Source organism: Cytobacillus kochii, assembly GCF_020171845.1.
Classification (GTDB): domain Bacteria; phylum Bacillota; class Bacilli; order Bacillales; family Cytobacillaceae; genus Cytobacillus; species Cytobacillus kochii.
Genome location: NZ_JAIVAM010000010.1, coordinates 142,935 through 168,386, shown reverse-complemented (window position 1 = coordinate 168,386; position 25,452 = coordinate 142,935). Strand labels below are relative to the sequence as shown.

At 37.4% G+C, this 25,452-nt stretch carries 35 protein-coding genes; 29 read left to right on the top strand and 6 right to left on the bottom strand.

What is annotated here, in order from left to right; translation table 11 throughout:
- The first annotated feature begins 166 nt into the window (after positions 1-166).
- The 6 genes from LCM23_RS17330 (at position 167) to thrB (ending at position 6,847) form a co-directional block, all read left to right on the top strand.
- A complete protein-coding gene (locus tag LCM23_RS17330; RefSeq protein WP_224938072.1) occupies positions 167-1,132 on the top strand; it encodes a 2-hydroxyacid dehydrogenase in 966 nt (321 codons plus the stop codon).
- Between the two features lie 291 nt (positions 1,133-1,423).
- Positions 1,424-1,993 (top strand): DeoR family transcriptional regulator, encoded by a 570-nt coding sequence (locus LCM23_RS17325; protein WP_095372019.1) that lies wholly within the window; start codon positions 1,424-1,426, stop codon positions 1,991-1,993.
- Between the two features lie 30 nt (positions 1,994-2,023).
- Positions 2,024-3,355 (top strand): PepSY-associated TM helix domain-containing protein, encoded by a 1,332-nt coding sequence (locus LCM23_RS17320; protein ID WP_224938071.1) that lies wholly within the window; start codon positions 2,024-2,026, stop codon positions 3,353-3,355.
- 203 nt (positions 3,356-3,558) lie between these two features.
- Positions 3,559-4,854, top strand: coding sequence for a homoserine dehydrogenase (locus LCM23_RS17315; RefSeq protein WP_224938070.1), 1,296 nt, complete (start codon positions 3,559-3,561; stop codon positions 4,852-4,854).
- Positions 4,854-5,918 carry a threonine synthase gene (gene thrC / locus LCM23_RS17310; protein ID WP_224938118.1) on the top strand — a complete coding sequence of 355 codons (1,065 nt, stop codon included), beginning with the start codon at positions 4,854-4,856 and terminating at the stop codon, positions 5,916-5,918. The genes LCM23_RS17315 and thrC overlap by 1 nt, the downstream gene beginning before the upstream one ends.
- On the top strand, positions 5,915-6,847 hold the full coding sequence (gene thrB / locus LCM23_RS17305) for a homoserine kinase (protein ID WP_224938069.1): 933 nt from the start codon (positions 5,915-5,917) through the stop codon (positions 6,845-6,847). The genes thrC and thrB overlap by 4 nt, the downstream gene beginning before the upstream one ends.
- Before the next feature lie 25 nt (positions 6,848-6,872).
- Here thrB and LCM23_RS17300 read toward each other — a convergent pair whose 3' ends face one another.
- On the bottom strand, positions 6,873-7,112 hold the full coding sequence (locus LCM23_RS17300; protein WP_095372024.1) for a NifU family protein: 240 nt from the start codon (positions 7,110-7,112) through the stop codon (positions 6,873-6,875).
- Positions 7,113-7,266: 154 nt separating this feature from the next.
- On the opposite strand from LCM23_RS17300, the gene LCM23_RS17295 reads away from it, so the two are divergent.
- The gene (locus LCM23_RS17295; protein ID WP_095372025.1) at positions 7,267-7,590 is read left to right on the top strand and encodes a YuzD family protein; all 324 of its coding nucleotides are present in this window, start codon (positions 7,267-7,269) and stop codon (positions 7,588-7,590) included.
- 68 nt (positions 7,591-7,658) lie between these two features.
- Here LCM23_RS17295 and LCM23_RS17290 read toward each other — a convergent pair whose 3' ends face one another.
- Positions 7,659-9,185: an AbgT family transporter gene (locus LCM23_RS17290; RefSeq protein ID WP_224938068.1), complete on the bottom strand. Its 1,527-nt coding sequence runs from the start codon at positions 9,183-9,185 to the stop codon at positions 7,659-7,661.
- 356 nt (positions 9,186-9,541) lie between these two features.
- On the opposite strand from LCM23_RS17290, the gene LCM23_RS17285 reads away from it, so the two are divergent.
- From LCM23_RS17285 to LCM23_RS26220, 4 genes are all read left to right on the top strand, one after another.
- Entirely contained in the window at positions 9,542-10,150 is a 609-nt protein-coding gene (locus LCM23_RS17285) for a hypothetical protein (protein ID WP_224938067.1), read from the top strand.
- Positions 10,151-10,267: 117 nt separating this feature from the next.
- Positions 10,268-10,489 (top strand): hypothetical protein, encoded by a 222-nt coding sequence (locus LCM23_RS17280; RefSeq protein WP_224938066.1) that lies wholly within the window; start codon positions 10,268-10,270, stop codon positions 10,487-10,489.
- Positions 10,490-10,544: 55 nt separating this feature from the next.
- Positions 10,545-11,165, top strand: a complete 621-nt coding sequence (locus LCM23_RS17275; RefSeq protein WP_224938065.1) for a VanZ family protein — start codon at positions 10,545-10,547, stop codon at positions 11,163-11,165.
- 2 nt (positions 11,166-11,167) lie between these two features.
- On the top strand, positions 11,168-11,398 hold the full coding sequence (locus tag LCM23_RS26220) for a LexA family protein (protein WP_224938064.1): 231 nt from the start codon (positions 11,168-11,170) through the stop codon (positions 11,396-11,398).
- Positions 11,399-11,679: 281 nt separating this feature from the next.
- On the opposite strand, the gene LCM23_RS17265 is transcribed toward LCM23_RS26220, so the two are convergent.
- Positions 11,680-12,747, bottom strand: coding sequence for an NAD(P)/FAD-dependent oxidoreductase (locus tag LCM23_RS17265; RefSeq protein WP_095372031.1), 1,068 nt, complete (start codon positions 12,745-12,747; stop codon positions 11,680-11,682).
- 262 nt (positions 12,748-13,009) lie between these two features.
- Here LCM23_RS17265 and LCM23_RS17260 point away from each other — a divergent pair, with 262 nt between their 5' ends.
- From LCM23_RS17260 to LCM23_RS17245, 4 genes are all read left to right on the top strand, one after another.
- The gene (locus tag LCM23_RS17260) at positions 13,010-13,240 is read left to right on the top strand and encodes a DUF1450 domain-containing protein (protein WP_224938063.1); all 231 of its coding nucleotides are present in this window, start codon (positions 13,010-13,012) and stop codon (positions 13,238-13,240) included.
- Positions 13,241-13,362: 122 nt separating this feature from the next.
- Positions 13,363-13,725 carry a HesB/IscA family protein gene (locus LCM23_RS17255; RefSeq protein ID WP_191817221.1) on the top strand — a complete coding sequence of 121 codons (363 nt, stop codon included), beginning with the start codon at positions 13,363-13,365 and terminating at the stop codon, positions 13,723-13,725.
- Between the two features lie 203 nt (positions 13,726-13,928).
- Positions 13,929-14,954 (top strand): tyrosine-type recombinase/integrase, encoded by a 1,026-nt coding sequence (locus LCM23_RS17250; protein ID WP_224938062.1) that lies wholly within the window; start codon positions 13,929-13,931, stop codon positions 14,952-14,954.
- 144 nt (positions 14,955-15,098) lie between these two features.
- Positions 15,099-15,830: a helix-turn-helix domain-containing protein gene (locus LCM23_RS17245; RefSeq protein ID WP_224938061.1), complete on the top strand. Its 732-nt coding sequence runs from the start codon at positions 15,099-15,101 to the stop codon at positions 15,828-15,830.
- Here LCM23_RS17245 and LCM23_RS17240 read toward each other — a convergent pair.
- On the bottom strand, positions 15,827-16,243 hold the full coding sequence (locus LCM23_RS17240; protein ID WP_224938060.1) for an endonuclease domain-containing protein: 417 nt from the start codon (positions 16,241-16,243) through the stop codon (positions 15,827-15,829). The genes LCM23_RS17245 and LCM23_RS17240 overlap by 4 nt on opposite strands.
- A gap of 63 nt (positions 16,244-16,306) precedes the next feature.
- On the opposite strand from LCM23_RS17240, the gene LCM23_RS17235 reads away from it, so the two are divergent.
- The 4 genes from LCM23_RS17235 (at position 16,307) to LCM23_RS17220 (ending at position 18,584) form a co-directional block, all read left to right on the top strand.
- Positions 16,307-16,522 (top strand): helix-turn-helix transcriptional regulator, encoded by a 216-nt coding sequence (locus LCM23_RS17235; RefSeq protein WP_224938059.1) that lies wholly within the window; start codon positions 16,307-16,309, stop codon positions 16,520-16,522.
- A 136-nt stretch (positions 16,523-16,658) separates the two neighbouring features.
- Positions 16,659-16,847 carry a hypothetical protein gene (locus LCM23_RS17230; RefSeq protein ID WP_224938058.1) on the top strand — a complete coding sequence of 63 codons (189 nt, stop codon included), beginning with the start codon at positions 16,659-16,661 and terminating at the stop codon, positions 16,845-16,847.
- A 170-nt stretch (positions 16,848-17,017) separates the two neighbouring features.
- Positions 17,018-17,980 carry an FtsK/SpoIIIE domain-containing protein gene (locus LCM23_RS17225; protein ID WP_224938117.1) on the top strand — a complete coding sequence of 321 codons (963 nt, stop codon included), beginning with the start codon at positions 17,018-17,020 and terminating at the stop codon, positions 17,978-17,980.
- Complete coding sequence (locus LCM23_RS17220) at positions 17,961-18,584, top strand: replication-relaxation family protein (RefSeq protein WP_224938057.1); 624 nt, start codon at positions 17,961-17,963, stop codon at positions 18,582-18,584. Before LCM23_RS17225 ends, LCM23_RS17220 begins: the two co-directional genes overlap by 20 nt.
- Here LCM23_RS17220 and LCM23_RS17215 read toward each other — a convergent pair.
- Positions 18,565-18,765, bottom strand: a complete 201-nt coding sequence (locus tag LCM23_RS17215; protein ID WP_224938056.1) for a hypothetical protein — start codon at positions 18,763-18,765, stop codon at positions 18,565-18,567. The two genes, LCM23_RS17220 and LCM23_RS17215, sit on opposite strands and share 20 nt — an antisense overlap.
- A 209-nt stretch (positions 18,766-18,974) precedes the next feature.
- On the opposite strand from LCM23_RS17215, the gene LCM23_RS17210 reads away from it, so the two are divergent.
- Both LCM23_RS17210 and LCM23_RS17205 read left to right on the top strand, forming a co-directional pair.
- Positions 18,975-19,307 (top strand): YolD-like family protein, encoded by a 333-nt coding sequence (locus LCM23_RS17210; protein WP_224938055.1) that lies wholly within the window; start codon positions 18,975-18,977, stop codon positions 19,305-19,307.
- 184 nt (positions 19,308-19,491) lie between these two features.
- Positions 19,492-20,541 carry a tyrosine-type recombinase/integrase gene (locus LCM23_RS17205; protein ID WP_224938054.1) on the top strand — a complete coding sequence of 350 codons (1,050 nt, stop codon included), beginning with the start codon at positions 19,492-19,494 and terminating at the stop codon, positions 20,539-20,541.
- An 81-nt stretch (positions 20,542-20,622) separates the two neighbouring features.
- Here the strand turns inward: LCM23_RS17205 and LCM23_RS17200 are convergent, their stop codons facing one another.
- Positions 20,623-20,841, bottom strand: a complete 219-nt coding sequence (locus LCM23_RS17200; protein WP_224938053.1) for a helix-turn-helix domain-containing protein — start codon at positions 20,839-20,841, stop codon at positions 20,623-20,625.
- Between the two features lie 247 nt (positions 20,842-21,088).
- On the opposite strand from LCM23_RS17200, the gene LCM23_RS17195 reads away from it, so the two are divergent.
- From LCM23_RS17195 to LCM23_RS17160, 8 genes are all read left to right on the top strand, one after another.
- Positions 21,089-21,376, top strand: a complete 288-nt coding sequence (locus tag LCM23_RS17195) for a hypothetical protein (RefSeq protein ID WP_224938052.1) — start codon at positions 21,089-21,091, stop codon at positions 21,374-21,376.
- Positions 21,376-21,672 carry a hypothetical protein gene (locus LCM23_RS17190; RefSeq protein ID WP_224938051.1) on the top strand — a complete coding sequence of 99 codons (297 nt, stop codon included), beginning with the start codon at positions 21,376-21,378 and terminating at the stop codon, positions 21,670-21,672. The genes LCM23_RS17195 and LCM23_RS17190 overlap by 1 nt, the downstream gene beginning before the upstream one ends.
- Positions 21,669-21,920, top strand: a complete 252-nt coding sequence (locus tag LCM23_RS17185) for a hypothetical protein (RefSeq protein WP_224938050.1) — start codon at positions 21,669-21,671, stop codon at positions 21,918-21,920. The genes LCM23_RS17190 and LCM23_RS17185 overlap by 4 nt, the downstream gene beginning before the upstream one ends.
- Positions 21,917-22,153 carry a hypothetical protein gene (locus LCM23_RS17180; RefSeq protein ID WP_224938049.1) on the top strand — a complete coding sequence of 79 codons (237 nt, stop codon included), beginning with the start codon at positions 21,917-21,919 and terminating at the stop codon, positions 22,151-22,153. Before LCM23_RS17185 ends, LCM23_RS17180 begins: the two co-directional genes overlap by 4 nt.
- Before the next feature lie 362 nt (positions 22,154-22,515).
- Positions 22,516-23,121: a hypothetical protein gene (locus LCM23_RS17175; RefSeq protein ID WP_224938048.1), complete on the top strand. Its 606-nt coding sequence runs from the start codon at positions 22,516-22,518 to the stop codon at positions 23,119-23,121.
- 841 nt (positions 23,122-23,962) lie between these two features.
- On the top strand, positions 23,963-24,418 hold the full coding sequence (locus tag LCM23_RS17170; protein ID WP_224938047.1) for a hypothetical protein: 456 nt from the start codon (positions 23,963-23,965) through the stop codon (positions 24,416-24,418).
- 13 nt (positions 24,419-24,431) lie between these two features.
- Positions 24,432-24,650, top strand: a complete 219-nt coding sequence (locus tag LCM23_RS17165; protein WP_224938046.1) for a helix-turn-helix domain-containing protein — start codon at positions 24,432-24,434, stop codon at positions 24,648-24,650.
- 12 nt (positions 24,651-24,662) lie between these two features.
- Entirely contained in the window at positions 24,663-25,418 is a 756-nt protein-coding gene (locus LCM23_RS17160; protein WP_224938045.1) for a phage antirepressor KilAC domain-containing protein, read from the top strand.
- The last annotated feature ends 34 nt before the right edge of the window (positions 25,419-25,452 follow it).

The following is a 25,452-nucleotide window of genomic DNA, read 5'->3' as shown; positions in this document are numbered from 1 at the left end:
ATAATGTAGCAATTAATTAAGATGAGTCTCACCTGAAGCTAAAGATCAACCATTTTATAAGCACGAGCCAAGTTCAAGCTGGATCGTGCTTTCTCACCAAGCAAAATCACTTCCACCAAATGAAAAATTTGCCTATAATGAAAAGAAAATGGGAAGTGGTGAGAGAATGGGTAAGAAATTGTTTATTACAAGGAAACTTCCATATGAGGTCATTGAGCCATTACAAGCAAAATACGATGTTGAGATGTGGGACAAGGAGGATGTAGTAATCCCTCGTCATGTGTTACTCGAAAAGGTGAAAGATGCAGAAGGCTTAATGACAATGTTATCAGAAAAAGTAGATGAGGAATTATTTCAACATGCCCCGAAATTAAAGGTTGTGGCCAATATGGCCGTTGGTTATGACAACATAGATATACAAGCGGCAGAGCGCGCGAATGTAACAATCACTAATACACCTGATGTCCTAACCGAATCAACAGCTGATCTGACTTTTTCATTATTATTAGCTACGGCAAGGAGAATGATTGAAGCGGCAGAATATGTGAAAAATAATCAGTGGAAAAGCTGGAGTCCACTGCTATTAGCTGGACATGACGTCCATAGAAAAAACATTGGAATTGTTGGAATGGGGAGTATTGGTGAGGTGGTTGCTAAACGTGCAAAAGGATTTGATATGCATATCCTTTATTATAATCGAACTAGGAAAAAGAGAGCGGAAGAAGAGCTTCATGCCCAGTATGTTTCATTCGAAGAACTTGTCAGTCAATCTGATTTTATCGTCTGCTTAACGCCTTTAACAAATGAAACAAGAAATCTTTTCACAAAAGAAGTCTTTCAGCAAATGAAACCTTCAGCTATTTTTGTTAATGCCTCACGTGGACCAGTAGTCAATGAAGATGACCTCTACTCTGCCTTAGTAGAGGGTGAAATTGCGGGAGCTGGATTAGATGTGTTCGCAGAAGAACCAATCTCAGGAGATCATCCTCTATTGCAATTAAAACAAGTAGTCGCATTGCCTCATATTGGAAGTGCAACAACTGAAACAAGATATAAAATGATGGAATTATGCGTACAGAACATTGACCGAGTATTTTCAGATGGGACTCCACTTACACCAGTAAAACAATAAACCATCTTTGTAAATTAACCGAGTAGGTTAAAACCCGTGGGCGTTATAGCACACGGGTTTTTGACATTTCATTTATCTTTATGCTCCTTAAAAATAATCCACAAGTACATTTATTTTTCATCATGGTGTTTTTTGAAATGTGAAAAAAAACCAATATATATGAAGAGAGTGTGTATAGATAGCAAACCTTTTAGTAATTGTTTAGAGTAACGAATAAAAACATGTGATTTTATGTTATTATTCGTTATGAATTCACTTTTACTAACATAAATATTTTTGAGGAGGGATTTCATGTTGCCAATTGAAAGAAGAGAAAAAATGATAGATTGGCTAGAGAAAGAAGGATCATTAAAAGTTTCGACAATTAGTAAGAGACTAGGCGTATCAGAAATGACGGTTTATCGAGATATAAAGCCATTATTGAAACAGGATAAAATCATTAAAACATCTAACGGGATTGCACTCATTCCAAGAAATATAACGAAAGAGAACCAATGTACTTATTGTTTGAAACCATTGCAAGCAAGATTATCAGTGCAAATCATCAGAGAGAATGATGTGATTGAGCAAACATGTTGTCCTCATTGTGGATTATTACGTTATGAAGATATTAAGGAAGATGTGACACAAATTATTTGTAGAGACTTCTTAAAAGATACGACGATGAGCGCAAAAGCAGCATTGTATTTAATTAATGCTGACCTTGATTTAAATTGCTGCCACCCTCAAGTGATTTGTTTCAATTCTTATAAACATGCCAAGCAATTCCAACAAGGGTTTGGCGGAGAAATCTTACCGTTTGAAGAAGCGATAAAAGAAATTGTGAAGCAAATGTCTGGTGGCTGTTGTCATTCGAACTAATTTTATGATTATAGAGTAGGAGAATACAAGATGAAAAAGGGATTTTATAATCGTTTTTGGAGATGGCATTTTTTTGCGGGGATTTTTATTGCTCCCTTACTTATTACATTAACTCTTTCAGGAATTGGTTATTTGTTTTTTCCAGAAGTCGAAAATCAATTATATGATGATTTATTCTTTGGAGATAGTGAAAGCAGTGAACAATTAACGATAGACGAAGGAATAGAGAAAGTTGAAAAAGACTTTCATGGCTTTGCTGTTACAAAGATTAGTATCATGGAGGAGCCATATAATACTCGTTTAACTTTAACAGATGAGGCTGGGGAACAAAAGTATGTTTTCCTTGATGAACAAAACCAAATTGTTGGGAGTCAGGATGCAGCCAATACATACTCAAATGTGATGCGTAGCATACATAGCTCCCTATTTGTAGGAGGAACACCGGTCAATTATTTAGTTGAACTAGCGGCCTGTTGGGCCATCTTTCTACTAATCAGTGGGTTGTATATGACTTTTAAAGGGAAGATCTTAACGAGAAAAGCAAATGGTTCTAAGAACTTTCGTAATAAAAAATTACATGCGCTTATAGGTGTAATCATTACCATTCCAATGGTAGTTATTATTTTCACGGGCTTACCGTGGTCTGCGGTTATGGGGAATATAATCTATACAACTGCCAGTAATAATGCACCTGAACTGGAATTAAATCCACCAACATCTGATATTAATGAGATCCCATGGGCGACAAGGCAAGAGGAAACCCCAGCATCTGATGATCCTCATGCCCATCATCACGGAGGATCAGGTCAGAGCGAACATAATGAGTTTATGATTTCAGTAGGGCAACTAATAGATGAAGTGGAAAGTGAAAATATTAGTAAACCTTATTCTATTGTTTACCCTTCTGCTGATGACGGTGTTTATATTGTTTCTAAAGGAAGTAATTCCGGTGTAACGGGTTTGGATGTGAGTCCGTCAGAAGAAATGACTACTTACTTTGACCAATATTCCGGTGAATATATCGCCGCTGTTAATTATGAGGATTATAATCTTTTACAAAAATGGTTTACATGGGGGATTCCATTACATGAAGGACATTTATTTGGCTGGCCAAATAAGGTTTTAAACTTAGTAGTTTGTCTTGCTTTTCTTTTTGTTATTTTTTGGGGTTTTAAAACATGGCTTTCGCGGAAGAAAAAAGACAAGTTTTCTGCACCACCGAAAAATTTTAAAGGGCTATCCATTGGTTTTATAATGTTAATGGTCCTTTTAGGTATACTGATGCCTTTATTTGGTATATCCCTCATTATCGTGGCACTTATTGAATGTATAGTTAGTTTTGTGAAAAAAAATAAAGAATAAGCGATGAAGACATTTTCAGTTTTTATGAAAATGTCTTTTTTTATTTTCAAGAGTCGGATGCTATAAATTTATAAGATAAAGCGTTAATAGAAAAATAGAAAAAACTACTTTCTCCTATTGTCAAAGACAAGAAACAGGTCTATAATGTCTACTATACAAATACAAATGTACTTTCTATAAGAACAATCTGAGGGGGAACGGAAATGGAAGCAATCTCGATCGGTTTATTAGGTTTGGGCACAGTAGGTTCAGGTGTAGTAAAAATCATTGAAAGAAACCAGGATAAGCTTATGCATCAAATTGGATGCCCGGTAAAGGTGAGTAAAATTCTGGTGAGAGAGTTAGATAAAAAGCGAGAGGTAGAAATAAACCCAGAGCTACTTACAGCGAACCCTGATGATATCTTAAAGAACGATAATATAGATGTAGTCATCGAAGTGATGGGTGGACTGGAGAAAACGAAGGATTATCTCCAAGAAGCAATCAATCATCATAAGCATATTGTGACAGCTAATAAGGATTTAATGGCGGTTTATGGGCCGGAATTATTACAATCTGCTTCGGAAAATCAATGTGACTTATTTTATGAAGCAAGTGTAGCTGGTGGTATTCCTATTTTAAGAGGGCTAGTAGATGGTTTAGCATCTGACCGCATTACGAAAATGATGGGCATTGTGAACGGCACGACAAACTTTATTTTGACAAAAATGAGTAAAGAGGGCAGTGCTTACGAAGAGGTTCTAAAAGAGGCACAAGCACTTGGTTATGCAGAAAGTGACCCTACTGCTGATGTAGAAGGATTAGATGCAGCTAGAAAAATGGCCATTCTATCAACATTAGGCTTCTCTATGAATATTGATTTAGATGATGTGAAGGTTAACGGGATTACGGAAATCACGGAAGAAGATTTACAATATGCGAAGCAACTCGGCTATTCAATGAAATTAATTGGGATCGCTCACCGAGAAGGCGAAAAAGTAGAAGTGAGTGTACAACCGACGATGTTAGCAGAAACCCATCCACTTGCGGGTGTGCAAGATGAATATAACGCCGTATATGTGTATGGTGAGGCAGTGGGTGAAACAATGTTTTATGGTCCAGGAGCGGGAAGCTTACCTACAGCAACAGCTGTTGTTTCAGACTTGGTTGCAGTCATGAAGAATATGAGATTAGGAGTTAATGGAAGAAGTGCGGCAGTTCCACAGTTTGAGAAGAAATTAAAAAACGATAATGAAATTTTCGCCAAATACTTCCTGCGCTTACATGTAAGTGATGAAGTCGGTGTTTTCGCTAATATCACAAATATTTTCTCGCAAAGAGGTGTGAGTTTCGAGAAGATTCTACAAGTACCTGTCAAAGAGAAAGAACTAGCTGAAATTGTAGTGGTTACACACCAAGCATCGTTAGAAGACTATGAAAATATTATGCTTCATTTAAGAGACTTAGAGGCAGTAAAAGAGATTAAAAGTTCGTATCGTGTAGAAGGAGGAGCCAAATGATGAGATGGGAAGGCTTATTACAATCATATAAAGAATTTTTACCAATAACTGAAAATACTCCGATGCTTACACTAAATGAAGGCAACACTCCTTTAATTCGGTTAGATAACCTTTCAAGAGATTGGGGAATTGATTTATATGTGAAAACAGAAGGAGCAAACCCAACAGGTTCATTTAAAGACCGCGGTATGGTTATGGCTGTAGCTAAAGCGAAAGAAGCTGGAAGTGAAGCAATTATTTGTGCATCTACAGGTAATACTTCAGCAGCAGCAGCAGCCTATGCAGCGAGATCTGGTCTAAGATGTATTGTCGTGATTCCTGAAGGAAAAATCGCTATGGGAAAATTAGCACAGGCAGTCATGTACGGGGCAGAAGTGGTTTCAATTGAAGGGAATTTTGATCAAGCTTTATCAATGGTTAGAAAAATTAGTGAAACAGAAGCCGTTACATTGGTAAACTCTGTAAACCCTTATCGTCTTGAGGGACAAAAAACAGCAGCATTTGAAATTTGTGATCAGTTAGGTGGGATGGCGCCAGATATTCTTGCCTTACCAGTTGGAAACGCGGGCAATATTAGCGCTTACTGGAAAGGGTTTAAAGAATATCATCAAGCTAAACAAACAGGCCTACCAAAAATGCATGGATTTGAAGCAGAGGGTGCAGCAGCTATTGTTCATAATCGTGTTTTTGAAAACCCTGAAACAGTTGCTACAGCTATCCGTATCGGTAATCCAGCAAGCTGGGATTTAGCTGTGAATGCAGCGAAAGAATCGCAAGGGAAAATTGATGAAGTCAGTGACGAAGAGATTCTTTGTATGTATAGAAAATTAGCTTCATCAGAGGGGATTTTTGCTGAACCGGCATCATGTGCCTCTCTTGCAGGTGTATATAAGCAATTACGTAATGGAGAAATTAAGCATCAAACAAAAGTAGTAGCAGTTTTAACTGGAAATGGATTGAAAGATCCGAATACGGCGATTGATGCGAGTCCTGTTCAACCTGTGAAATTGCCAAATGATGAGCAAGCTGTGGCAGCGCATATAAAGGGAGTTGTCCACGTATGATGGCAGGTGAAGTGCTAGTCATTGAAGTACCTGCTAGTACAGCAAATTTAGGGCCAGGGTTTGATTCCATTGGTTTGGCCCTCAATTTGTATTTGCGACTTGAGGTAACAACCCATGATCAATGGGAAGTCATTCCTCTTTCAGAAGGATTGATGACATTTCCAACAGATGAGCAGAATTACATTATTCAAGTGGCTATGCAAACAGCGAAGAAATACAATCAGGATTGCCCACCTTGTCGATTAACGGTGAGCAGTGATATCCCCATTGCTAGAGGGTTAGGTTCAAGTGCGGCAGCGATTGTGGCTGGAATCGAACTTGCTGATACATTATGTGATTTACGATTAACAAAACAACAAAAGCTCGAATGGGCAACTGAATTAGAAGGACATCCCGATAATGTCGGTGCTTCCCTACTTGGAGGATTGCTAATCGGTAGTCAAGCAGATGATGGTGTAGACGCTTTATCACTATACCACCTTCAAGTTGATTTTGTCGTTTGTATCCCAACATCTGAATTATTAACGAAGAAATCGCGCCAAGTATTGCCAACGGAACTTTCTTATAAACATGCTGTTCACGCAGGGGCAATTGGCAATGTATTTATTGCTTCACTTATTAGTGGGGATTATGAACAAGCAGGTAAAATGATGATGAAAGATCTTTATCATCAACCTTATCGTAAAGAAATTGTACCAGAGCTTGAAGGAGTAGAAAAAGTTGCAATGGCGAATGGAGCACTTGGTGTAGCACTAAGTGGCGCAGGACCGACTATATTATGCTTAGCACGTGATGGGGAAGGACAAAAACTGGCAACGCTCTTGAGTGCAGGTTTGCATGGAATGAAAGTAGTTCCATTGCAAATGGATTTAATCGGTAGTCGTATTTATAAAGAAAATAGTTCAAAAATAAAAAGCGATGTCATGTGACATCGCTTTTTTAATTAAGTAGGCATTAGAAAACTTGTTCTACTTCCACAACACCAGGAACTTCTTCTAAAAGAGCACGTTCAATACCTGCTTTAAGAGTAATTGTAGAACTTGGGCAACTACCACATGCGCCTAAAAGACGTAATTTTACAATCCCGTCTTCTACATCTACTAATTCACAATCTCCTCCATCACGAAGAAGGAACGGTCTTAATTTATCTAGTACTTCTTGGACTTGACCTGTCATTTCTGCTTGTTCTGCCATTTAAAATCGACTCCTTTCATATCTATATTATAATCAAGATAACCATAAAAATCTATGATAAGGAAACATTTACTTATGTCTCTTATTATACTATATTGTAAAATAGAATGAAGAGTGAAATTATTTTTTTTATTGAAAAAGGGGGAAGCATTTCATGGCTGACCAATTAGAGATTATTGTATATGGAGCAGATGTTCTATGTGCAAGCTGTGTGAATTTACCGTCATCTAAAGAGACATACGAATGGCTTGAAGCGGCACTGGCAAGAAAGTTTGAAAACCAAAAATTTAAAGTATCATATGTCGATATATTCAACCCACCATTAGATGAAGAAAAAAAAGCTTTCGCCTCTCGTGTAATTGAAGAAGATATGTTTTATCCCGTAGTTAAAATCAAAGATCAAATTGTTGGAGAAGGTAATCCTAGGTTGAAAGTGATTTATGCGGAGATGGAGAAATACGGATTTACAGCGGTGTAAGTGAAAAAAATGCAACCTCTGACCTCAGATGAATGAGATAGAGGTTGCATTTTTTGTTAAAAAAGCATTTATTCATACATAATCGGTGCACCTGGTCCAAGCTCTATACCAAGTAACATCCACACAATCAACATAAGTGTCCATCCGACTAAGAAGAACATTGAATAAGGAATCATTGTTGATACAAGCGTACCAATTCCCATCTTTTTATCATATTTCTGTGCAAAAGCAATAATAATGGCAAAATACGTCATCAACGGAGAAATGATATTTGTTGATGAATCTGCAATTCTATAGGCCATCTGAGTAAGTTCAGGTGAATAACCTAATTGCATCATAATTGGAACAAATACCGGAGCCATCATTGCCCACTTTGCAGAAGCACTGCCGATAAATATGTTAATAAATGCAGCAATAAGAATAAAGACGATAATTAATGGAATGCCTGTGAGGTTAATGTTTTGTAAGAATTCAGCACCATAAACCCCTAGAACTAATCCTATATTAGATTCATTAAAGTAAGCGACAAATTGTCCCGCTGTAAAAGCTAGTACAATAAACATTCCCATTGACGCCATTGTATCAGAGAGTTGATTTGCCACATCTTTGTCATTTTTAATTTCTCTAGTAACCATGCCATATACTAAACCTGGAATAAAGAAAAGAATCGCAATGATTGGTACTAAAGAACTCATGAATGGAGAGGAGATAATTGGTTGGTCACCAGTACCACGCATTGGAGCGCCTTCTGGTAAAACGAGTAATGCTGCTAAAATAACTCCTACTACAATTGAAACACTTGACCAGATTAACCCCTTCTTTTCGATAGCTGTTAACTTTTCAACTTTTTCCCTGTAGTCGCCTTTATATTCCCCAAGTCGTGGCTCAACAATTTTTTCTGTTACCCATGCTCCTATAACTGTCAATAAAAACACAGAAACAATAATGAACCAATAATTCATGGCAATGCTCATACCTTCTGCATAGACAGGATCTATAATTGCAGCACCTGCAATGGTTAGCTCCCCTAATAATGCATCTGTACCTGAAAGTAAAAGGTTTGCACTAAATCCTCCTGATACCCCGGCAAAGGCTGCAGCTAATCCTGCCAATGGATGTCTACCTACTGCTGCAAAAAGAAGTGCACCAAGTGGCGGTAATACAACATACCCTGCATCGGAAGCGACACTAGACATGATTCCTGCGAATACTAATCCTAGTGTAATAAATCTCTTAGGTACTGATAAGACAAACCCACGTAATAAGGCACTAATGAGTCCCGAGCGCTCAGCAATACCTATTCCTAACATCGTCACTAAAACGACACCCAGAGGGGCAAACCCAATAAAGTTATCTGTCATACTAGAAAATATATATTGGATACCTTCTGCACTTAAAAGGTTAGTAATTTCAACCATTTTTCCTTCTTCGCCCGGATGCTCTACACTAATTCCTAGTTGTGATAGACCAGCAGATAATAGCAAAACAATTAATGACAATATTGCGAATAAAGTGACGGGATGAGGCAATTTGTTACCAATTGTTTCAACACTATCTAATGAACGCTGCAAGTAACCTTTTCTCTTTTTCTTCATTTATATTTTCTCCCTTCCTTCTATTTAGGAAATATTTTGAATATAACCTAACTATTTTGTAAGCGCTTCTTTGCCATTATAAAGGGCAAGTCTATATAAGAAAATAGAAAGTAAAAGAGTAAGAAAACTGTTATTTTTGTAAAAATTCATATCATTATAAAAGAATTTGGTTTTTATGTAAAAAAACAACCATTATAGCAGGAGAATACTGTGGTGATACTTAATCTTGTCCTGAAGAGAATACCTATTGATAAAAGGATATTTTATGAAATGACCCTTATTGGTTGAAACTTTTGAAAGCTAAATGAGTCTAATTTTTAAAAGTGATAGAAAAAAAGTAAAAAAGGAGAAACGGAATGAAAGGTTTTATTGTCATGTTTTTGTTGCTTATGGGATTGAATTCTTTCGTTTATATGCATTTGTCCTCCGCTTCTTCTGAATATGGAGAAAGATCACAAATAGGGTATCTTCTATTAGATAAGCATATGTTAATTGGTGATGAAGATTTTCAACAGGCAGACCTTAATCTTGATGTAAATCATTTAAAAGAAAAGTACGACATTATCTACTATCTATCATATAAAGCATCTCAGCTTCCAGGGGGTATAAAGAACGGCGATAAAGTGAAAGTAAGCTATAGTGAGATATCTCAAACAAAAATTCCTCAAATCGCTGTAAAAGCTATGGAACTGTATACATCATCTTGTGAAAAAAAGAGTGAACTGGTAGGACATATTTATATAGAAGAAAAAATTTTAATAGAAGATGGAAATTTCCATGCCAAAGACATCCATTTAGATATGGATGAATTACAAGCAAAATACCAAATTGTATTATTACATATAGAGTCACCGCTTCTTCTAGAGGGGATTGTTAGTGGTGATCAAGTAGCTATCGGATATAGTCGCATGCTTGAATCTTATCCACCAAAAGCATTGGTCACCTGTATAGAAAAATTGATTTAAAAACTTATAAGTAAAATAACGATGATTTCAGAGGGAATTATGTAACTTTTGCCGAGCTATCTCCGGATAAAATTGGAATAGATGTACGCCAAAATTCAATTTGTGCAGTTATTATTGGTGAAATGGGTTGAAGGTGGACGATCAGACTACAATTGCGCCGGTCCGGATACTCGTGTTGCTGGTTTTTTTGCTACACCATCTAAAACATTAGGTATCGAGAAATCAATCATTATATCAGCTAGTGGTCAACCCACAGAACAATATTATCTATATTTCAGTAGGACGGCGGATGATTATTGGGATTTAATGGGATCAGGTACATTTAAAAGTACCTATTAATAATTGATGGAGAGTAATATATTTTTATTGCTCTCTATTTTATAAGGAGAGTCATATGTTAATAGATTTTGACTTATTATCATACTTAATAGGTTTTGGTTTTTTAGGAGCAATATTGGCTGCATTAAGGGTTAGACTTAATAAATCTAAAATGTACCTTTTTTTCTTTTCAATTTTCTTTTTTTACATTATAAATGTTGTTAAATTTACGCTTTTTCCTATAATAGTTGGAACATCATTTGCAGAGGAAATGAAAGAAACTACCACTATAGCGAGTAATATAAATCTTATACCCTTTAATTATCAATACATAGAACAAACATTATTAAACATTCTTTTGACTGTGCCATTTGGTTTTGGGTTACCTTATGTAAAGAGGAAAATGAACTTTAAAACAATCGTTGGTTGTGGTTTATTATTTACGTTATTAATAGAAACAGCTCAACTTATTATTTCTTTTATTATTGGATATGCTTATAGAATTATAGATATTAATGATGTTTTAGCCAATCTTTTTGGAGTTATAATAGGTTATATTGCATTTCTTTTATTTTCTAAAATGATACTTTGGATTATTGAAAAATACATACCTAAGAATGAGAAGTTGTCTCCATTTCTGTTGTATATTAATAAAGTTTCAAAAAACGAATCATTTAAATTTAAGGACACTGTTTAAAGTTGATCTTTTTAGGTTTTTTCTGGGATTTAACCTCTAGACAAAGAAGTGTTAGAAACATTGGAAAATACGTTGCAATAAATCATTATCCACCCTCATTTAGAGAGATAGGAACTATGGTTGGTATTGCATCTTCCTCAACTATAAGCGAAAACCTAAATAAAATGGACGAGAATGGCTATGTAAGCCGGGGGAGACCAAGAACATTAAAGGTAAATAAGATCGCCTCGTAAAATAGCTGTCTTAATTTTTGCCTCCTTCAACACTTTCTCCCCATAATTCTTCCACTGTGGTATTCGAGACACTTACATGGTGCACTTGGATATGTGCTTATACAAATTATGCCGGTGCTGTTGAAAGTTTTGAAGGAGATTGGTAGTGGGATATAAAAACCCAACAAAAACCCAACAAAAAAGTACAATCTCTTAAAAGAAATTGTACTTCTGTATTTAAAAGGATTGAAAAACCCTCTTAAATCAATAAATTATAAAACTGTAGATAATCAAGAGTTTGATTAACCGTTATGATATTTATACATCCAAAGAATGCCTGATTTAATAAGACGTGCTACTCGTCCTGTAATTGGACGTTCGGCAACTAAACCAAAGCCATGTTTTTTACCTAGTGAACCCATGATTCCTTTTAGTTTTATCACAGGAAGGGTTTCGGGTAGTTCTTCATTTTTCCAACGTTTTAAAAGGACTTGTACAATTTGTTCTGCTTGTCCTTCAGCTAGTTGCGCACTTGGTGCATGAGGAAGGCTTGCGCAGTCACCTACTACATATACATGCTCGTCATCAGGGATATTGTGATACTTGGTTAATACGACTCTACCCTGTTTGTCTTTTTCAACATCCATCGCACGTACAACATGTGTCGGCTGAATACCTGCAGTCCATACAACGACATCACTTTCAATCCGCTCATCATGATTGTATAGAGCGCCTTCTTCGACTTTAGTGATATTAGAGTTGTTAATGACTTGTACGCTTCGAGAGTTAAACCAGTTTTGTACATATTTACTTAGTCTCTCTGGGAAGGCAGATAAGATGCGATTCCCCCGATCAAACAACTTGACCGTTAAATCAGGTCTGCTTTCATTTAGTTCAGATGCTAACTCGATACCACTGAGACCAGCACCAACAATCGAAACAATGGCACCCGCTGGCAAATTATTCAGCGTTTCATATGTTTTTCGTGACTTGGCAATAGATTGAATACTGTGAGTATATACATCTGCCCCAGGAACATTATGGTATTTATCTTCACAACCAAGCCCAACAATAAGATCGTCATATGAAATGGGCTGTTGATCGTTTAAATGGACCATCTTTTCTTTTGTGTCAATTTTTGTAATATCTCCATATTGAATGTTCAAGCGAGGGTGTTCTGGAAAAGCAACACGTACATGTTGATCGGAAATCGTTCCAGCGGCAAGTGCATAGTATTCTGTTTTTAAACAATGATAAGGTACCCGGTCGACGAGAGTAATCGAAACATCATCCGGCAGTTGATTCGGTAAAAGACGAGCAAGCACTCGCATTCCGCCGTATCCTCCCCCAAGAATAACAAGATTTTTCATTTGCTGATATCCCCTTTATTTTGTCCGTTCTCATACAAGAAGATAATCTGATACAATGGAAAAAACATAAGTGTCCAAATTATCTTAAAAAAATAAATATAACCATCCATATTGCATAATCCCATAAAAAGTATAACGAAATTATCTCTAAATCACAACAGAAAACAAAAGGAAACTTATGCAGATAAGACGGAGTAAAAATATTCTGATATTTATAGTTTCTTCAAAAGAAGGAAAAGGAAGCGAATAAGGAGTTAATATTATGAGGAAGATTGTTGTAGAATTTTGTATAACAAATATGGCCAATGGTTCTCACCATGCCTTTGCAAAGTTAAAAAAAGATTATGATTTAGATGTCATTGAATATGGCTGTTTAGGATATTGTGGAAAGTGCCGGCATTTATTATTCGCTTTAGTTGACAATGACATCATTCATGGGGAAAATGCGGAGGAATTGGTTTATAACATTTATCAACATTTAGATGAAGAATAATGTTCCTTTACTCTTTTGTTGCCATATAATAAGGTATAGGTACGTTAATGAAGGCAGTAAATTTGTGAAACACTGTAAAGAAGTATATACTAAGCCTATAATATAAACTTGGAGGGATTATGATGAATCAAGTTGTTGAGATTACAGAAGCGGCAGCCCTTCACATTAAAGAAATGATGAAACAAAATGAAGAAGAGAACGCCAAATTACGTGTAGCAGTAAAGGGCGGTGGCTGTAGCGGATTATCTTACGGAATGGGCTTTGCTCAAGAAGTAGAAGAAGACGACATTCCTTTTGAATTACATGGCCTTGAAATCGTTGTAAGTAAAGAAGATGCACCGATTCTACAAGGGACAAAAATAGACTATAAAGAATCCATGATGGGTGGCGGTTTCACTATCGACAACCCAAATGCGATTGCCAATTGCGGCTGTGGATCTTCTTTTAGAACCGCAACAAAGGTTGGTACGCCAGAAGAGTGCTAGGCGGTATAGTCGATTTTGATGCCGGGATATTATCTCGGTAATCTAAACGATAACTGATGCGCAGGGTTGCCGATTGCCTCGGTAAATCCGCACATATGCATTAGTTGACGACGTGGAAACAACCCTTGTTTGGGCGATTTAGGATTAATAATAACGACCTTTCTTAGCGATGAAAAAAATCGTTAGGGGAGGTCGTTTTTGTTTTGGCGTTAAAGAAACGAAATCGCATCAATAAACTTTCGCAAGATACGAAGAATTTTCCGCAATTAACTTTCGAGCAAGCAATAGATATAGTTGTTTCTGGCAAGCGTGCGGAAGGTGTGCGCGATAGGACAGTACGAGATTATACGAAAATGTGGGGGTATTTTATCGATTGGCTGAATGACAATTATGAGGTCAAAAATGTCGATGAGCTAAATGCCGAGGTATTCCGCAACTACATAAACTTCATGAAATACGATAAACGGAAGTACGACGGCCATAAGTACATTGACGCAAATAAACAAGAAATCGGCTTATCTGATACTACTATTAATATCAATTTGCGTACATTACGGGCGATATTTAATTATCTTCAACGCGAGGAGCTAATCGAAGTTAATCCGATTGAAAGAATTAAGCTGATTCGGCAGGACATTGACTTGACGAACTGTTTAACGAATGAAGAAGTGAAAGAAATATTGCGTCAACCTAATATGCGCGACTATGTGGGTTATAGAGACGCCGTAGCGATAAACTTGCTATTAGATTCGGGTTTACGCGCAAATGAATTGATAGACCTAAGAGCTGGCGATATCGACTTTAAAACGCGATTCATTGCGCTAACAGGTGATAGAAATAAGAACCGTAAGCCTCGCTTAGTACCGATATCAACGCATGTTGTAAAGATGCTATTGCAATTAATCAATGAGAACGTAGCCCATTTCAAGACTGATCGCGTATTCTTATCATGCTACGGCGAGCCATTAGGTCAGAACCAATTTAATAAAAGGCTGAAATATTACGCAGAGAAGGCAGGCATTACTGATAAAAAGGTAACCGCACACGTCTATCGCCATACTTGGGCGAAAAATATGATACTTAACGGATGTGACGCGTTTACTTTACAGAAAATTGGAGGCTGGGCTGATATACGTACAATGCGACGTTATATACAGATGGATACAGAAGAAATGCGTCGTAGTCACGATGATTATTCGCCAATCAATCGCTTAAAAAGAAGATTTTGAACAAAAAAAAAATAGCGCAGGTTGCTACCAACAACCTAACGCCCTGAATTATAAACGATAAATTAAGTATATCGAAAAAAAGCGTTATAGTCAACGCTTATTCAAGTATGCTTAAAAACAGGGTTTGCGCGGAAGGGAAACCCGATGAAACGGAAGAAATCAATAGATATCATTGCTTCGGAAGCTGCATTCGAAACGCTCGCAACCTTCGAAACACTCGAACAGCTTAATCAGAGCGTTCGTAAATACAAAGAAAACTACGAGTTAAATAAAACAGAAATTGCCGTTCTAGATATATTGCATCGATTTAGCGCAAAATATAAAGGCGTTAGTTTCCTATGCAAAAATAAAATCGGTGAGTTGATCAGTAAATCTAGGCGTACAATTATCCGCGTGTGTAAACGTTTAGAAACTCTAGGCATTATACGTCAGCACGAAATGAAGCGTTCAAAAGACATGCAACAAACGTCAAATGCTATCGTTATACAGCCGATTGTCACACAAGAAGAACGAGAAAATGTCACACCATTAAAACAAAACCCTTCTAAAACAAATAATCAAAATACTAAAGTACGTACACCGGCGCCTATAAAGCCATCTTGGATTCCGTCTGCCTTTTACGAATACTTAGCTTATCATTTTGATAGTATACGAGATATTGAGTCTTATTGGAGAATTGTTCATGCGATTACGTATCGTATGTCTAACTTAACAACCGAGGACAAAATCGAGATAGGTATTGAATCGTTTAATGCGCTTAAGTCAAAGCGTCGTAAATTAAATAAGCCTATCGCGTATTTTGTTGGGGCTGTTAAGCGTAAAGCTAGACAACAGTATGTTATTAATTTGTCCGATGAGGGGTTTGTTGTCTCCTAGATGTTTGGGGGATTAATTTTAGAGTTAATCCTTTCAATGACCTTCCCTAACTCTCTGTTTATTTGACGACCAGAAAAGCGCAATACAGTCCACCCATTGTTGCGTAAGAATTTGTCTTTTTTACGGTCATGTGCTTTTTGTGCGGGTGATGAATGGTAGGCTTTTCCGTCACACTCAATTGCGATTTTATAATTAGGTAGAGTTAAATCGATTCTATACCTTCCGCATTTCACTTGAGTATTTACAATAAATCCGTGATCAATTAGTGCCTCAAATAGCCGACCCTCAATGTGGCTTTCGCATTTGATTCTTTCTTGTTGTATCTCATTTAACACCTGAGCGGGCGGTTTAAAAAAGATAAACGCTAATAATCCTATTGCAAGCAGTCCGAAAAATACAATGTATTCAATCATTATAGGTCCTCCAAAAAGGTATCATAATAAGTATTGGCGAATGTATTAGGCGAGGTGAGCCCTATGCCGATACACAATCGATTAAAAGAATTACGCCACGATCATCGAATGAATCAAACAGAATTTGCAGCGTATCTCGAAATTAGTCACGGCCAGTATAATCGTTACGAACGAAACAGTACGCAACCTTCGTTAGAAGTAGCCTTAAAAATAAGCAAAAAGTTAGGTTGTACTGTGAACGATATATTTCTAATTGTAGACAAGCCGTCTGCTACTTAGTCATAAATTATGTAGGGACACGCAATATTACCGCAGTTATTGCATAAGATTCAACATAGCAAAGCTACTTCAGTTTATTCCTTTCAATTGTTCATCTAATGCGAAATTAACAACTTGTTAAAAGGAGAGGATAACAATGTTATTTAGTGGAGGATTATTAATAGCTGCCGGCACGACATTATTAGTTGCGACAGCTGACAGTGCGCTCGAGTCATATGGCTATGGATGGCTTGGCACATTTTTGCGAATAGCACTACCCGTTGCCGGCTTGATTGCAGGCGTCTATTTTATCGAGCATAATGCTTTAATCGGATGGTTGCGATGAGCTGGCGCGCTAAGTTGTCCGTTCGCTACAGGCTCGTTAAAACGTTCAAGGTCGGTGGCTTTTTTCTCGGAGAAATCCATCGTCCGATTCTTCCTAAAATCCACGACATTAAACTTACTACCGATTCCACTATCGCAACTTTTACGATTCCTAACGGACTTGACCCTAAAATGCTAACGAAACATTCCTACGTTTTTAATCAATATTTTGGCGAATACGTTAAGCTAGACGGTGAATACAAGCGTTTTACTCTAACTATTAGTCATCGCAAGTTGCCTTCGAAACTTGATTATATCCTTCCGGATTTATCGCGATATGATGTGCCGATACTTTGCGGTCAAGATGAGACAGGGCGTATGTTGGCATATGATGCCGTCAATGAGCCGAACTGTTTAATTGCTGGTGAACCCGGTGCAGGCAAGTCAACACAGTTACGTTCTATCTTAACTACTCTTATTCAGACTAAAACGCCCGAAGAATTGCATATCTATCTAGGCGATCTAAAAATGAGCGAATTCTTTTTATTCCGTGGAGTTAAACATGTAAAGTCAGTATGTGTTTATTCAGAGCATTTGTCGAGCATGCTGGCGTATCTGCATAAAGAATTGAAACGTCGTGGTGAACTACTTAACGATGCAGGCGTTACGCATATTAACAAGTTGGCAAAGCGACCGCCGTATATACTTGTCGCGATAGATGAACTCGTGATGATAGTGGAAGATAAGCAAATGAGCAAGCAGATTGTTCAATTGGTTGCGTTAGGTCGTGCGCTAGGTATTTACATTATTTTATCGTTACAGCGTCCGTCACATGACGTCCTTGATACCAAGATAAGAGGATTACTAACCGTAAGAATGGGGTTTAGAACAACGGATTTATCTAATTCACGTATTATTGGAACGCCAGGAAGCGAGAAGATAAGCAAGGTAACGCCTGGACGATTCCTATGCAAACGCGACGAAATAACAGAGCTGCAAGCGCCATATTTATCGGAGGAAGCTGCGGAGAAGATATTATCGATATATAAAACGGATGAGTGGGTCGATCGGTTTGCGGATAAAGGTTCGGATGTCCGGACAATTGAACAATTAACGGAAGAAGAGGTGTTTAACGATGTTAACAATGAGAGATAAGGAGATTATAGCGAATATAAATAAATTTCGTGTGATGGACCGCGATAGCGTATCGGAATTGCATTTCGCAAACCTCAAACAGCCGGTAACTGCGGCTAATGCAGTGCTTTTAAGACTTCTTCGAGATGGACATATTCAGCGGTCAACTTCCTTTGTCCCTTACGTCTACTTTAGCGCAGATAATCGAGTCAAAAAGAACAGCGCTAAGATAGGTCATTGGTTAGCGATACTTGATGTCTATAAGCAAATGAGGAGGCATGGCGCTGTTCAATCGTTTACAGTCGAACCGAAACTAGGGGCAAAGGGTGAGGTAGAGCCGGACATTTACGCAACCTTCCGTAAGACGTCTTTTTATATTGAAGTGCAACGTACCCAATATTCCGAGAAGGTAATGAATGCAAAATTAAAACGTTATATAGAACTATATAGTTCGCATCCCTTTCGACATCTAATAATTATTACGGATATTCAATATAAAATCCCGAAGGATATACCTTTCCGCGTATTTCAAGCAAGCAGTTTTGATGATTTTATGTCCTTATTTAACGCTAAGACATCAATAAGCATCAGTGGTAGTGATGGTATTAAAGTAGTGGTTCGCTAAGGTTTCCTGCTGCTCTGCTAAATCTAATTCTAGTCTTAATAAGTGTGTTTATAATTTCATCACCAGCACAAATAACTGTCAGTCGACCTTTCTTTGCATAAATCTTGATTTGGCCTGTAATTCCTTCTTTATAAATGTAATACCATACCCGTCTTTCAACATAAATGTAAATCAAGCCCACTTGACAACCCTCCTATTGAAATCTAGTAATTATATATTTCTACACCTAGTAAATTAGTCCTTTTTATCTAAAATTTTTTGATTTGATTAATAGTAAATAATTCAAGATAAATAAAAATCAACTCTTTAAGTGGGTATTTTTGTAACTTTAAATAGAACGTTTGTTCGTTTATAATTAGTTAAAGCGAAAAATTGGGGGCGACTAACTTTATGATACGCGATAGAGGCCTGCAAAAATGGCACGGATTCTTTATGCCGGAGCATGTAACAGAACTAAATAAGATTCCTGATGAAATGAACAAATGTGAAAAACCACTAATCGACGAATATCAACGGGTAGAGTTTGACGAAAGAATAGCTTATGCCATGGAGTTTAATATGCCGGTCCGCCTTACATTGTGGATCGGCGGTCATCTCAAAGACACGATCGGGCGTGTACATTATTGTGATGTAGTTAAGCAACAATTGCGCATAGAAACACTGATGCATGATTTTGTACGCGTAAATTTATCGGACGTGATTGGCGTTGAGATTATGGATTAACTTTGTTCAAGAACGTAAACAGAGACGATTTACGAAACGAATATTTTTGTGAGATTAACGATAAAAACGCAATTTAAAGACGAAAAACAAAAACGCTTAATACCTTGCGGCTGTAGGGCTGATGCCCTTTTTACTCGTTGAAACAAAGTGTTATGATTATGGAAAATGAAAAAGGGTGTTGAGTATGGCGAGAGGTCAATTTGCTAATAAGCGAAGAATGAATTTTAGGAAACGGAGAGTGAGTGAAAAAGTAAATCTGGAAGAATTAATAATTAAATTTATAGAAGCAAAAGAATTCGAAAATCGATCAATTAAGACAATCAAAACATATAAACAAACATTACATCACTTTTATCTGTGGTTTGAAGAACACGGTAATCAGCGAGTAGAAGAGGCAGTGATTAAGGAGTATCTTATTTTTATGAAGAGTAAAAAGGAAAAGTGGGATGATCATGAACACTTAGCATCTACGGGAATTGGGAAAGGGCTATCAATCAGGACTATTAATAATATTATTCGAAATATGAGGGTGTTTTTTAACTGGACCTACAATAATAGATTAATAAGCTCCAATCCAATGTCTAACGTAAAGAATCTTAAAGAGGAAAATGACACATTTGAGGTTTTCACTGATAGCGATATAGAAAGGTTACTTAAAGAGCCGAATATCCGCATGTTTACTGGTTTTAGGAACTATGTGATGATGCTGGTTCTGATTGACACCGGTGTCCGCATCAGCGAATTGGTAAATATTAAGGTTCAAGACGTGGATTTTAAGCTTAGCCAAATTGTTTTACCGGGGAGGATAACAAAAAATCGATCTCTCAGAGTCTTGCCGATAAGTAAGAAAACGCAAAATGAGTTAGAAAACCTGTTAGATTATATAAACATTAGTGAAGAAGATTACTTATTCCTTAATCAATATGGAGAACAGTTCCATGCCGATAGCTTTGCGAAAACGCTAAGAGACTATGGTAAGAAAGCGGGTATTACCGTTGCAAGATGTAGTCCGCATACCTTCAGGCATTACTTTGCGGTAAAATACTTGCGATCGGGTGGCGATGCGTTTAGTTTAATGCGAATACTTGGGCACTCCGACATGACGATGACTAATAGATACGTGAGATACGCTGATAATGAAATAAATGAAATCCACAAAAGAGCGTCACCAGTTGAAAATATATTCAGAACTAGTAATGTAAATAAAAAAATTAGTAGAAAAAAGTTATTTTAATTACAACAAGTTATTTACATTTAATAAAGAGGAAAAAGCAAATGATTTGCGTAAACACTTATAAAAATAGCCTCCGATTATTTATTTCGGGGGCTTTTCTTCGTTCTTTATTTCTAACAAATCACTAATATCACAATTTAAAGCAGTACATAACTTCTCTAATGTTTCGAACTTTATGCCGTCTGTTTCCTCGTTATATAACTTCGTAATTCCATTTCTGTGTAATCCGGTCATTGATGCGACGTCGGATATCTTTAACTTTTGCTCTCCCATTATTCGCGATAAGTGAATTTTAATCACTCAATCACCTCCCCAATATACATATTATAAATTAATTTAACTTTTTTAACAATATAGTGTTGACAATTAACACTGTAGTGTATATATTTGAATTACAAGTTAAACACTATAGTGTGCAAAACAAACACCACAAATAATAAAATGTTGATTATGGAGGTTATTGGAATGGGCGTATTATTCGCTTATTTATGGTTCGCATGGGCTGGAATTGTATCTGCAGCATTTATCGGATGGGTGGTGAGTGACAATGATTAGGCGTGATGATGTAACTTTCATTGATTCATTTAGTGAACTGGCAATTCAAAATGTCGCCATCATTAGCGAAAGGATCACGGCGGAGAATGAAGGTGCTGGGTCCGTCAGCTTTACAGTAGCAAAGGAATCTATAGAGCAAGAGGTAAACGTCGACAGTGCTCGTGTCTTTGAGTGTTATTTTGGGCGCGACCTAACTGACGGTGAGCTAGAGTGGTTATCTACAGCTAGCTTTATAGAAGTGGTAGAACGATATGCAAAAACAATTGGGGGGGACGTATAATGAAAATCAAACGTAAAACTGTGCGTTTTATTGACTCGGTTGACCCGGAATTTGGCGAACCAGTTATCGAGCCGGAAACTTGTCTATTCGCTGAGGATATAACGGCAGAATATAAAGGTTATGATGAATTAACATTCCGAGTAATGCTTCAACCACTTGCGGAAACTGACTACGATTTGGACCTATGGAAATGTCGAATTTTTAGATGTGGCATTGAAGGCGATCTGAGCGATGAGGATTTAAACTGGCTGCTTAACGCTAAGTTTGTGGATGTTATTCGGAGATATGCACGATGAACAAGCGTGTTGATATCGAGTTTCTTTCCGATAGGTGGACACCCGAGGGTTTTGAATATCGCGAAAAAGGTATCCTTTTTGAAAACGGAAAAGTGTTAGCTGTTGATGATATTGGCGGTATCAACATCTATGAATTAGTGGAATTAAAAGGCGACAAATTGGCGGTTGTCGAGGAAAGCAAAGCGATAGATTATGATCGCGATTTACTTATTAGTTTGATAATTAATGACGGAGGGGATTTACGATGAAGAAAGTTATAGTACAATATGTTTATGGTGGGAAGGTAGATAAAAGGGACAATGAGGCTGGCATCTTATTTCCCAACGGTAAAGTTTTCGTTGCAGGCAACAGCGAAATCGGACTTTATAATGCAATAATTTCGGACAAGCAAGGCGTGGTCACGGTTGACCTGGATAACGGCGGCGAAGAGTATATGCGTCATGACCCAGAAGTGCTTATCGATTTACTGGCAGAAATTTAAATAAAACAACGTTCGTGCGGTTTAGGAGGCCGCATGAGCAGACGGGAGCAGGCTCTCAATGGAGCGGTGATAGTGGCAGATATCGTCGTTGTGTTCTGATTCTCCTTCGTCATAGGGGCTCGACTTTTATAGTCGGGCTTTTTTTGTCGTTGGTCCACAAACAAGTGAAAATGGTCTATTAGTAAAGTGAGAGTTGTTCGGAAATTATATTCCGTATGTATCTCCTTATGAAAGCGAAAAAGTTTTGCGGTTTTTATGTCAGAAATTAAACGATGCTGCATCTTATCTAATAAGAGGTATTATTTACGCAAACAAATCTACACAACGCGATATATAACTTACGCAAATAGGGAGGAATTAAAATGAACGAAATAAAAGGTGGTGGGACTGCGGGGCTATCAGCATTTGACTACACAGAGGTCGATGAAGATACTGCTGAATTTCTACAACAAAAAGAAGAGAATATGAAGGAAATTATATTAGACGCCGGTCAACGACTTGGGAAAGAGTTGAGGGAAGCTCAGGAAAAGCTAGCAGGTAATAATCAATATAACGGAATATTCGAGAAGTGGTACCGGTCTATGGGGTACCGAAAAACCTCCGTATACAATTACATTAATAGTTTTTTGCTAGTTCAACGATTGAACGACCAAACAGAGATAGAAAACTTTCAGAACGCATCAAAAGGATTACAATATGAAATCGCTAAACCTTCCGCAGAATCAACTCCAGCTAAAGCACAAGCTAAAGCGGAGGTGCTTGCGGGGGACATCGATAAACTTAAACGCTACAAAGAACGTGTTAGTGAACTTGAGCGACAAACGGAAGAGGCTAAGGAAGCCCGTAAACAAGCCGAAGCACAAAGAGATGTGGCGTTTAGGGAATCGGACATTCTACGCGACACGCTAGAGTCAATGGACGCGGTGAAGCCGGAGGTCAGGACGGAATATCCTGATTTTTTTGCGTAAAAGTGCGCGGGTTTGGATTTCTGTTTGTACCTACTTATGAATGTCGGAAATAAAAAAACATCCACTTTGCGGATGCTATCCGTTATTTAAAATGAAAGACGAAAAAAGTTTACGGTTTTATGTCAGAAATTATCGTGAATTGCATTATATCAATTAAGGATGCGCGGAAAGAAAAGTTAGCGCGTCTTACTAATTAAGGGAGGAATTTTTGCGCGAAAGTAAAAACTCGCGGGTATTATTACATGAGGAGTGCGCGAAAACCTAATCTCACGCTTATTATTTAGTGAAGGTGCAAATAGTTCGCAGTTTTTATGTTAGAAATTCGAGCTAAAATCGTTATTTAAAGTAAGGAGGAAAGTATTATAAAATTTATTGCGCGAAATTAGGTGTTATAAATGTATCTTTGCTTATACAGGAAAAATGTCCGAAAGTTTAAACGCAGGCGTCATATGGGTGAGGGAAAAACGTCCGAAATCCAAAAAGTCGCTAAGAGTTGGGCGGGATAGAATACGAAAATATTTTGGAATCAGCGGCTTTTATCAAAAAAAATATGAGTAAAAAGCTGTTAGATCACAGTTTATCAGTCGACATGAAAAATTACACTGCGCGGATTTACGTGTTAATGCCTATTATCTTGTATAAGGTTTATAAACTTTAGCAAGAAGTAACGTCCGAAAACCTAATCTCACGCTTATTATTAATTGGGAGGATTTTATTAAAGGTGGTGAAAATATTGAATTAGCTCGTCCGGATTTATAGATAACGGCATTATATTCTTATATAAGGATAAACGCGGTAAGAAAAGTAACCAAATAAGGAAAATTTAGAGAGGAAGATAAAAATGGTAAAACGATATTATGAAGTTGTAAATGTGAAAACAGAGGAAGCGGTTGATTTTCTAATATTAGACAAGTTGCAGTGTCCAGAAAGGGTAGCGATTATCATGGAACTTGGCGAAGACTACGAATTGCGTCGAGTTACTAAAGAGACTAACCTCGTTGAGAAGCTAGACTATTGGTTTAATTATTACCGAAATGAAAATGTCGACGTTGAGCATATTGGTGCTGTCGGCGTCGATAGTGGCATGTTAATGATTTCTGACCCTTCCTATGTGAAGGAGGCGGTAAACGATAAGTGTGAACAAATCTATGAGGCTACTAAGGAGAAGGGAACTGCTCAAATATTAAATGGTTATTCACTGGGACTTAACACGGCATACGGTGACGGTATTTATAATGTGTACGCTAAAAAAGACGAGCATGGAAGAATATTGAAAGTTGAAATCACGTTTGCGTAAGGGAGGCTACATTGTGGATGGTGAAACACTTCGTATAATTAGAACTTCAAATAAACTTACTATACGGGAATTTGCGTCAAAGCTTTGTGTAAGTCATTCGTTAATATCACGAATTGAAGGAGGTGATCGGCGTGTAACGAAGAGGATGAAAAATAAGGTGATGTATACGTTTAATATGACGGAAGAAAAACTTGTAGCGATTAATCTATTAATCAATGAAATTAAAATTTAAGGGGGAGTTATTTTGAAACAAGTTCAAAAACTATTTAATTATAAGGAAAACCCGATTCGTACAGTAGTTTCTGAGGGGAATATTTGGTTTATAGCGAAGGATGTTTGTGACGTCTTAGCCATAGGAAATACATCAATGGCTCTCCGTAGACTAGACGAAGACGAAAAGGGGGTCAATACTATTGAGACCCTTGGCGGGGTACAATCAATGACCACTATAAATGAAGCGGGTCTCTACTCATTAATTCTTTCAAGTAGAAAACCGGAAGCAAAACAATTTAGGCGTTGGGTAACACATGAAGTCCTACCATCAATACGTAAGCATGGGGCGTACATGACGGAAGATGTCCTCGATAATGCGATCGGTAATCCGGATTTCATGATCGGCCTTCTTGAGAACTTGAAGGAAGAGCGCAAGGCAAGGGAGCTACTAGAGCATAAAGTTTCGGAGGACCTTCCAAAGGTAACTTATTACGACACGATTTTATCTTCAAACAATGCGGTTAACATATCTCAAATTGCCGAGGATTACGGTTTGAGTGGTGCAGCATTAAATAAGATGCTCCATGAAGAGGGCGTTCAATATAGACGTGGGGAACAGTGGTTACTATATAGAGATTATAAAAACAAAGGATATACAAAATCAAAAACAATCTCCATAGGAAACGGGAGTGCAAAACACCATACTCAATGGACGCAGAAAGGAAGAGTATTTATCCACCAATTTCTAAATGAGAGAGGAATCCAGCCACTATATGACTGTTTATAAAAAGAAAAATGCCTGATGCGCCAACATCAAGCTT

Bases quoted from the DNA above. Each gene is read 5' to 3' on its own strand.
- LCM23_RS17275 (WP_224938065.1), top strand. From the start codon at position 10,545: ATGTTAATAGATTTTGACTTATTATCATACTTAATAGGTTTTGGTTTT.
- LCM23_RS17185 (WP_224938050.1), top strand. From the start codon at position 21,669: ATGAACAAGCGTGTTGATATCGAGTTTCTTTCCGATAGGTGGACACCC.
- LCM23_RS17220 (WP_224938057.1), top strand. From the start codon at position 17,961: ATGTTAACAATGAGAGATAAGGAGATTATAGCGAATATAAATAAATTT.
- LCM23_RS17325 (WP_095372019.1), top strand. From the start codon at position 1,424: ATGTTGCCAATTGAAAGAAGAGAAAAAATGATAGATTGGCTAGAGAAA.
- LCM23_RS17190 (WP_224938051.1), top strand. From the start codon at position 21,376: ATGAAAATCAAACGTAAAACTGTGCGTTTTATTGACTCGGTTGACCCG.
- LCM23_RS17255 (WP_191817221.1), top strand. From the start codon at position 13,363: ATGAATCAAGTTGTTGAGATTACAGAAGCGGCAGCCCTTCACATTAAA.
- LCM23_RS17235 (WP_224938059.1), top strand. From the start codon at position 16,307: ATGCCGATACACAATCGATTAAAAGAATTACGCCACGATCATCGAATG.
- LCM23_RS17320 (WP_224938071.1), top strand. From the start codon at position 2,024: ATGAAAAAGGGATTTTATAATCGTTTTTGGAGATGGCATTTTTTTGCG.
- LCM23_RS17240 (WP_224938060.1), bottom strand. From the start codon at position 16,243: ATGATTGAATACATTGTATTTTTCGGACTGCTTGCAATAGGATTATTA.
- LCM23_RS17210 (WP_224938055.1), top strand. From the start codon at position 18,975: ATGATACGCGATAGAGGCCTGCAAAAATGGCACGGATTCTTTATGCCG.
- thrB (WP_224938069.1), top strand. From the start codon at position 5,915: ATGATGGCAGGTGAAGTGCTAGTCATTGAAGTACCTGCTAGTACAGCA.
- LCM23_RS17330 (WP_224938072.1), top strand. From the start codon at position 167: ATGGGTAAGAAATTGTTTATTACAAGGAAACTTCCATATGAGGTCATT.
- LCM23_RS17180 (WP_224938049.1), top strand. From the start codon at position 21,917: ATGAAGAAAGTTATAGTACAATATGTTTATGGTGGGAAGGTAGATAAA.
- LCM23_RS17230 (WP_224938058.1), top strand. From the start codon at position 16,659: ATGTTATTTAGTGGAGGATTATTAATAGCTGCCGGCACGACATTATTA.
- LCM23_RS17205 (WP_224938054.1), top strand. From the start codon at position 19,492: ATGGCGAGAGGTCAATTTGCTAATAAGCGAAGAATGAATTTTAGGAAA.
- LCM23_RS17300 (WP_095372024.1), bottom strand. From the start codon at position 7,112: ATGGCAGAACAAGCAGAAATGACAGGTCAAGTCCAAGAAGTACTAGAT.
- LCM23_RS17245 (WP_224938061.1), top strand. From the start codon at position 15,099: ATGAAACGGAAGAAATCAATAGATATCATTGCTTCGGAAGCTGCATTC.
- LCM23_RS17295 (WP_095372025.1), top strand. From the start codon at position 7,267: ATGGCTGACCAATTAGAGATTATTGTATATGGAGCAGATGTTCTATGT.
- LCM23_RS17265 (WP_095372031.1), bottom strand. From the start codon at position 12,747: ATGAAAAATCTTGTTATTCTTGGGGGAGGATACGGCGGAATGCGAGTG.
- thrC (WP_224938118.1), top strand. From the start codon at position 4,854: ATGAGATGGGAAGGCTTATTACAATCATATAAAGAATTTTTACCAATA.
- LCM23_RS17285 (WP_224938067.1), top strand. From the start codon at position 9,542: ATGAAAGGTTTTATTGTCATGTTTTTGTTGCTTATGGGATTGAATTCT.
- LCM23_RS17315 (WP_224938070.1), top strand. From the start codon at position 3,559: ATGGAAGCAATCTCGATCGGTTTATTAGGTTTGGGCACAGTAGGTTCA.
- LCM23_RS17175 (WP_224938048.1), top strand. From the start codon at position 22,516: ATGAACGAAATAAAAGGTGGTGGGACTGCGGGGCTATCAGCATTTGAC.
- LCM23_RS17225 (WP_224938117.1), top strand. From the start codon at position 17,018: ATGCTAACGAAACATTCCTACGTTTTTAATCAATATTTTGGCGAATAC.
- LCM23_RS17170 (WP_224938047.1), top strand. From the start codon at position 23,963: ATGGTAAAACGATATTATGAAGTTGTAAATGTGAAAACAGAGGAAGCG.
- LCM23_RS17195 (WP_224938052.1), top strand. From the start codon at position 21,089: ATGATTAGGCGTGATGATGTAACTTTCATTGATTCATTTAGTGAACTG.
- LCM23_RS17290 (WP_224938068.1), bottom strand. From the start codon at position 9,185: ATGAAGAAAAAGAGAAAAGGTTACTTGCAGCGTTCATTAGATAGTGTT.
- LCM23_RS17260 (WP_224938063.1), top strand. From the start codon at position 13,010: ATGAGGAAGATTGTTGTAGAATTTTGTATAACAAATATGGCCAATGGT.